This window comes from Alkalibacillus haloalkaliphilus C5, assembly GCF_000269905.1.
Taxonomy (GTDB): domain Bacteria; phylum Bacillota; class Bacilli; order Bacillales; family Alkalibacillaceae; genus Alkalibacillus; species Alkalibacillus haloalkaliphilus_A.
On record NZ_AKIF01000180.1, the window covers coordinates 1 to 5,000 of the forward strand.

4 protein-coding genes and 1 pseudogene are annotated in these 5,000 nt (G+C 38.4%); all 5 read left to right on the plus strand.

Annotated elements, in window-relative coordinates:
- Positions 1 to 282: ArsR/SmtB family transcription factor (locus tag A194_RS21445; RefSeq protein WP_017187522.1), on the plus strand; the 282-nt coding region annotated here is incomplete at its 5' end.
- 2 nt (positions 283 to 284) lie between these two features.
- Complete coding sequence (locus tag A194_RS0114490; RefSeq protein WP_017187523.1) at positions 285 to 2,450, plus strand: heavy metal translocating P-type ATPase; 2,166 nt, start codon at positions 285 to 287, stop codon at positions 2,448 to 2,450.
- 87 nt (positions 2,451 to 2,537) lie between these two features.
- Positions 2,538 to 3,149 (plus strand): CadD family cadmium resistance transporter, encoded by a 612-nt coding sequence (locus A194_RS0114495; RefSeq protein WP_017187524.1) that lies wholly within the window; start codon positions 2,538 to 2,540, stop codon positions 3,147 to 3,149.
- Positions 3,150 to 3,182: 33 nt separating this feature from the next.
- Positions 3,183 to 3,341 (plus strand): annotated as a pseudogene (locus tag A194_RS0114500) (NAD(P)-binding domain-containing protein); the annotation flags it as partial.
- 201 nt (positions 3,342 to 3,542) lie between these two features.
- Positions 3,543 to 4,865 carry an ISL3 family transposase gene (locus A194_RS0114505; protein WP_017187526.1) on the plus strand — a complete coding sequence of 441 codons (1,323 nt, stop codon included), beginning with the start codon at positions 3,543 to 3,545 and terminating at the stop codon, positions 4,863 to 4,865.
- The last annotated feature ends 135 nt before the right edge of the window (positions 4,866 to 5,000 follow it).

Sequence of the window (5,000 nt, forward strand, 5' to 3'; positions counted from 1 at the left end):
CCATTGTGTGCCTTGGCAGTCTCAGATATGTTTAAAGCGTTGGCTGATGAAACAAGGCTCAAAATTGCTTATACCTTAACGCAGGAAAATGAATTATGCGTGTGTGATGTAGCTAATATTATTGGCACGACGAATGCTACAGCTTCCCATCATTTACGTCATTTACGAAACTTGCGTATTGCTAAAAGTCGAAAAGAAGGTAAGCTCGTATTTTATTCTCTTGATGATCCACATGTTACAAGCTTAATTGTAAATGCGATGGTTCATAGTCAGGAGGATTAGCGATGTCTAGCCAAGTGCAAGAAAGAGAAAAAAATGTATATCGTGTTCAAGGATTTACCTGTGCGAATTGTGCAGGGAAATTTGAGAAAAATGTTAAGGATTTACCTGGGGTCCAGGATGCAAAAGTGAACTTTGGAGCATCTAAAATTTCCGTTTATGGTGAGGCGACTAAAGATGAGCTAGAGAAAGCAGGGGCTTTTGAAAGTCTTAAAGTGACTGCTGAACATGGAAGGAAAGATCCAAAAAGTGCAGAGCCTGATAAGGAGGGAAAAATTCCATTTTATAAAAAACATAGTACATTACTGTACTCGACCTTATTTATGGCTCTCGGTTTCCTTTCTATGTTTGTAAACGGAAATGAGAATATCGTTACAGCATTATTATTTATAACATCTATGTTAGTGGGCGGGTTATCGCTGTTTAGAGTGGGTTTGCAAAACTTAGTTCGATTACAGTTTGACATGAGAACCCTCATGACAGTTGCTGTCATCGGTGGTGTCATTATAGGAGAATGGGCGGAAGTCGCGATTGTCGTCATCCTCTTTGCCATTAGTGAGGCTCTTGAGCGCTTCTCTATGGACAGGGCAAGACAGTCGATTAGTTCATTAATGGATATTGCACCAAAAGAAGCTCTGGTTAGACGTAACGGCCAAGAAATGACGGTCCACGTTAATGATATTGCAATCGGAGATGTCATGGTTGTAAAACCTGGTCAAAAGATTGCGATGGATGGTGTCATAGTAAATGGATATTCTGCTATTAACCAAGCAGCAATTACAGGTGAGTCGGTTCCGGTTGAGAAAACTGTAGATGATGAAGTATTTGCAGGGACACTAAACGAAGAAGGTTTTCTCGAGGTGGAAATAACCAAACTCGTTGAAGATACAACGATTTCCAAAATTATTCATCTCGTAGAGGAAGCTCAAGGAGAGCGAGCGCCATCCCAAGCCTTCGTTGATAAGTTTGCGAGATATTATACACCCATCATCATGGTTGTTGCTGCACTCGTTGCTATAGTACCACCTTTGTTCTTTAATGGTAGCTGGGAAACATGGGTATATCAAGGTCTAGCTGTTCTTGTTGTTGGTTGTCCTTGTGCGTTGGTTATTTCTACCCCAATTTCGATTGTCTCAGCGATTGGAAATTCAGCGAAGAAAGGTGTTCTTATCAAAGGAGGAGTTTACCTTGAGGAAATCGGTGGATTAAAGGCTATTGCATTTGATAAAACGGGAACTTTGACAAAAGGAATACCTGTTGTAACTAACTATAGTGTATTGAATGATCAAATTAATGAACGAGAAATGCTATCAATTATCACCGCCTTAGAGTATCGTTCTCAGCACCCTCTGGCGTCTGCCATCATGAAAAAGGCTGATGATGAAGGGGTTTCGTATACGGATGTTTTAGTCGAGGAGTTCTCATCGATTACAGGTAAAGGGATAAAAGGTAAGGTCAATGGCGTGATGTACTATGTCGGAAGCCCGAATTTATTTAAAGAGTTATTGTCGGCGTCCACTTTCAATAATGAATTACAGCAAGATGTGATAACACTTCAAGAGCAGGGAAAAACAGCTATGTTGATTGGGACAGAGACAAAAATACTTGCTGTTATTGCCGTTGCAGATGAAGTAAGAGAGTCGAGTAAGGACGTTATTCAAAAGTTACACAAAGCTGGAATTAAAAAGACCGTTATGCTTACAGGGGATAACAAAAGCACTGCAAATGCGATTGGTGGTCATGTCGGCGTAACAGACGTTCAATCAGAGTTATTGCCACAAGATAAACTAGACGTGATTAAACAATTAAGGTCCGAGTACGGTAATGTCGCTATGGTAGGTGATGGTGTGAATGATGCCCCAGCTCTAGCAGCCTCTACAGTTGGAATAGCAATGGGTGGGGCTGGAACTGATACAGCACTTGAAACGGCAGATGTTGCTTTAATGGGTGATGATTTGAAAAAGCTCCCGTTTACTGTAAAACTCAGCCGTAAAACACTAAATATAATTAAAGCTAATATTGCCTTTGCAATTGGAATTAAAATTATCGCATTGCTGTTGGTTATTCCGGGTTGGCTCACACTTTGGATAGCGATTCTATCGGATATGGGAGCCACACTTTTAGTAGCTTTAAATAGTTTACGATTAATGCGAGTCGAGGAAGATGAATAGAGTTTAAAGGGTTTTCCGTTTTGATTGGAAAACCTTTTCTGAGATAAAGTAACAAGAAATTCTTGCATGTGATTGGAGTTGAAGAAGTTGGCTGCAACAATACTAACGGCTATTGCGGTTTATATAGCTACAGGTATTGATTACCTGATTATATTAATTCTCCTATTTTCGCAAATAAAAAAAGGGCAAATGAAACATATTTGGATTGGGCAATATTTAGGCACTGTAATCATTGTATCGGTGAGTCTGTTAGCAGCTTATGGTGTCAATTTCATTCCTCAACAATGGATTGTAGGCTTACTTGGACTTTTACCCATTTATTTAGGCGTTAAAGTGTGGATTAAGGGGGAGGAAGAGGAAGAGGAAAGTAATATCCTATCTCTTTTATCTTCCGATCGTTTTAATCAACTATACTTAACGGTTACCTTTATTGTGTTGGCTTCTAGTGCAGATGATTTTTCCATTTATGTACCATATTTTACAACGTTAAATGCGATTGAAATACCCATTGTAATGCTAGTCTTTTTTATTATGGTAGGGGTATTATGCTATGTCAGTTACCGATTGGCTTCAGTGAATTATATCTCGGAAAAAATCGAGGAGTATGAACGATGGATTGTACCGATCGTGTTCATAGGATTAGGGTTATATATTATGTATGAGAATGGTACGATCAACGCTCTAATTTCCCTTTTATAAATAATATAATCCTTTATGAATTGGAGGTTTTCTATGCAATACGATGTCATTATAGTAGGCGGAGGGCAAGCTGGGTTAGCAATGGGTTACGCCTTAAAAAAGAAAAATAAATGCTTTGCAATTCTTGATGAAAATGAAACGACAGGTGAATCTTGGCGACAACGATACGATTCTTTGCAGTTGTTTACCCCTAATACTGTACTAAAGTGTGCAGTAGTTTAGCAAAGTCTACAAAAGGATTTCATACACTATTTTGCGATCACCCATTATATAAATGCTTTAAGGGATTTTCTAAGTGCATTTGTGGTCACAAAAATAATTTAACACTGATGATTTCGACATCAAATCTATATTTGATACCTTAACACCGCAGAGTAATAAAGGATGAACAATATGTCAGACTTATTATCCCTACCAGACATTAAAACAATAGAATCACCACAAGAAAATGAAACCGATATGATGTTTAAAGTTGAAGCAGTCGGACCACCTGAACGTTGTCCTGAATGTGGTTTTGACAAGTTGTACAAACACAGTTCAAGAAATCAACTAATTATGGATTTGCCCATTCGTTTAAAGCGAGTGGGCTTACAATTGAACCGTAGACGATACAAATGTCGTGAATGCGAATCTACCTTCTGGGAACGCCTAGTATCTGTAGATGAAAAGCGTAGTATGACCAAAAGGCTTTTAAAGTCTATTCAAGAGCAATCCATGTCTAAGACCTTTGTAGAAGTCGCAGAAAGCGTTGGCGTTGACGAGAAAACTATTAGGAACGTTTTTAAGGACTATGTGGCACTCAAAGAACGTGAATACCAGTTTGAAACTCCTAAGTGGCTTGGGATAGACGAGATACATATTATCCGAAGACCTCGGCTTGTATTGACTAATATTGAACGCAGGACTATTTATGACATCAAGCCTAACCGTAACAAGGAAACAGTCATCCAACGTCTTTCAGAAATCAGTGACAGGACTTATATTGAGTACGTCACAATGGATATGTGGAAGCCCTACAAAGACGCAGTGAACACTATCCTTCCACACGCTAAAGTGGTCGTAGATAAGTTTCATGTAATTAGAATGGCTAATCAAGCCTTAGATAACGTCAGAAAGTCTTTGAAAGCTCATATGAGCCAAAAAGAAAGACGTACCCTTATGCGTGAAAGGTTTATCCTTCTAAAGCGTAAACACGATCTAAATGAACGTGAATCATTCCTCTTAGAGACTTGGTTAGGTAATCTTCCTGCCTTAAAAGAAGCCTATGAACTCAAAGAAGAGTTTTACTGGATATGGGATACTCCTGATTCAGATGAAGGTCGTCTTCGTTATAGTCAATGGAGACACCGTTGTATGTCCAGTAACTCTAAAGATGCATATAAAGACCTCGTGAGAGCCGTAGACAACTGGCATGTCGAAATATTCAACTACTTTGATAAAAGGCTCACTAACGCTTATACGGAGTCAATTAACAGCATTATTAGGCAGGTAGAGCGAATGGGTAGAGGTTACTCGTTTGATGCCTTACGAGCCAAAATCCTTTTCAATGAGAAGCTCCATAAAAAGCGTAAGCCACGATTTAATTCAAGTGCTTTCAATAAAGCTATGTTACACGATAATTTCAATTGGTATGAAGTGAATGATCATAACATTACAGACAACTTTGGTGTCGATTTTTCCACACTTATTAAGAATTTGGAGAAGGGTGATTTATAAGCCCTTTTCCACCATAAAAACCGAATACCCGATAAAAGTTAATTACTATATGTTAGTAACCACCTTATTGTTATTAAACATATTATGATATATTTAACATGATACATCATAATATATCAAATAATATTTAACATG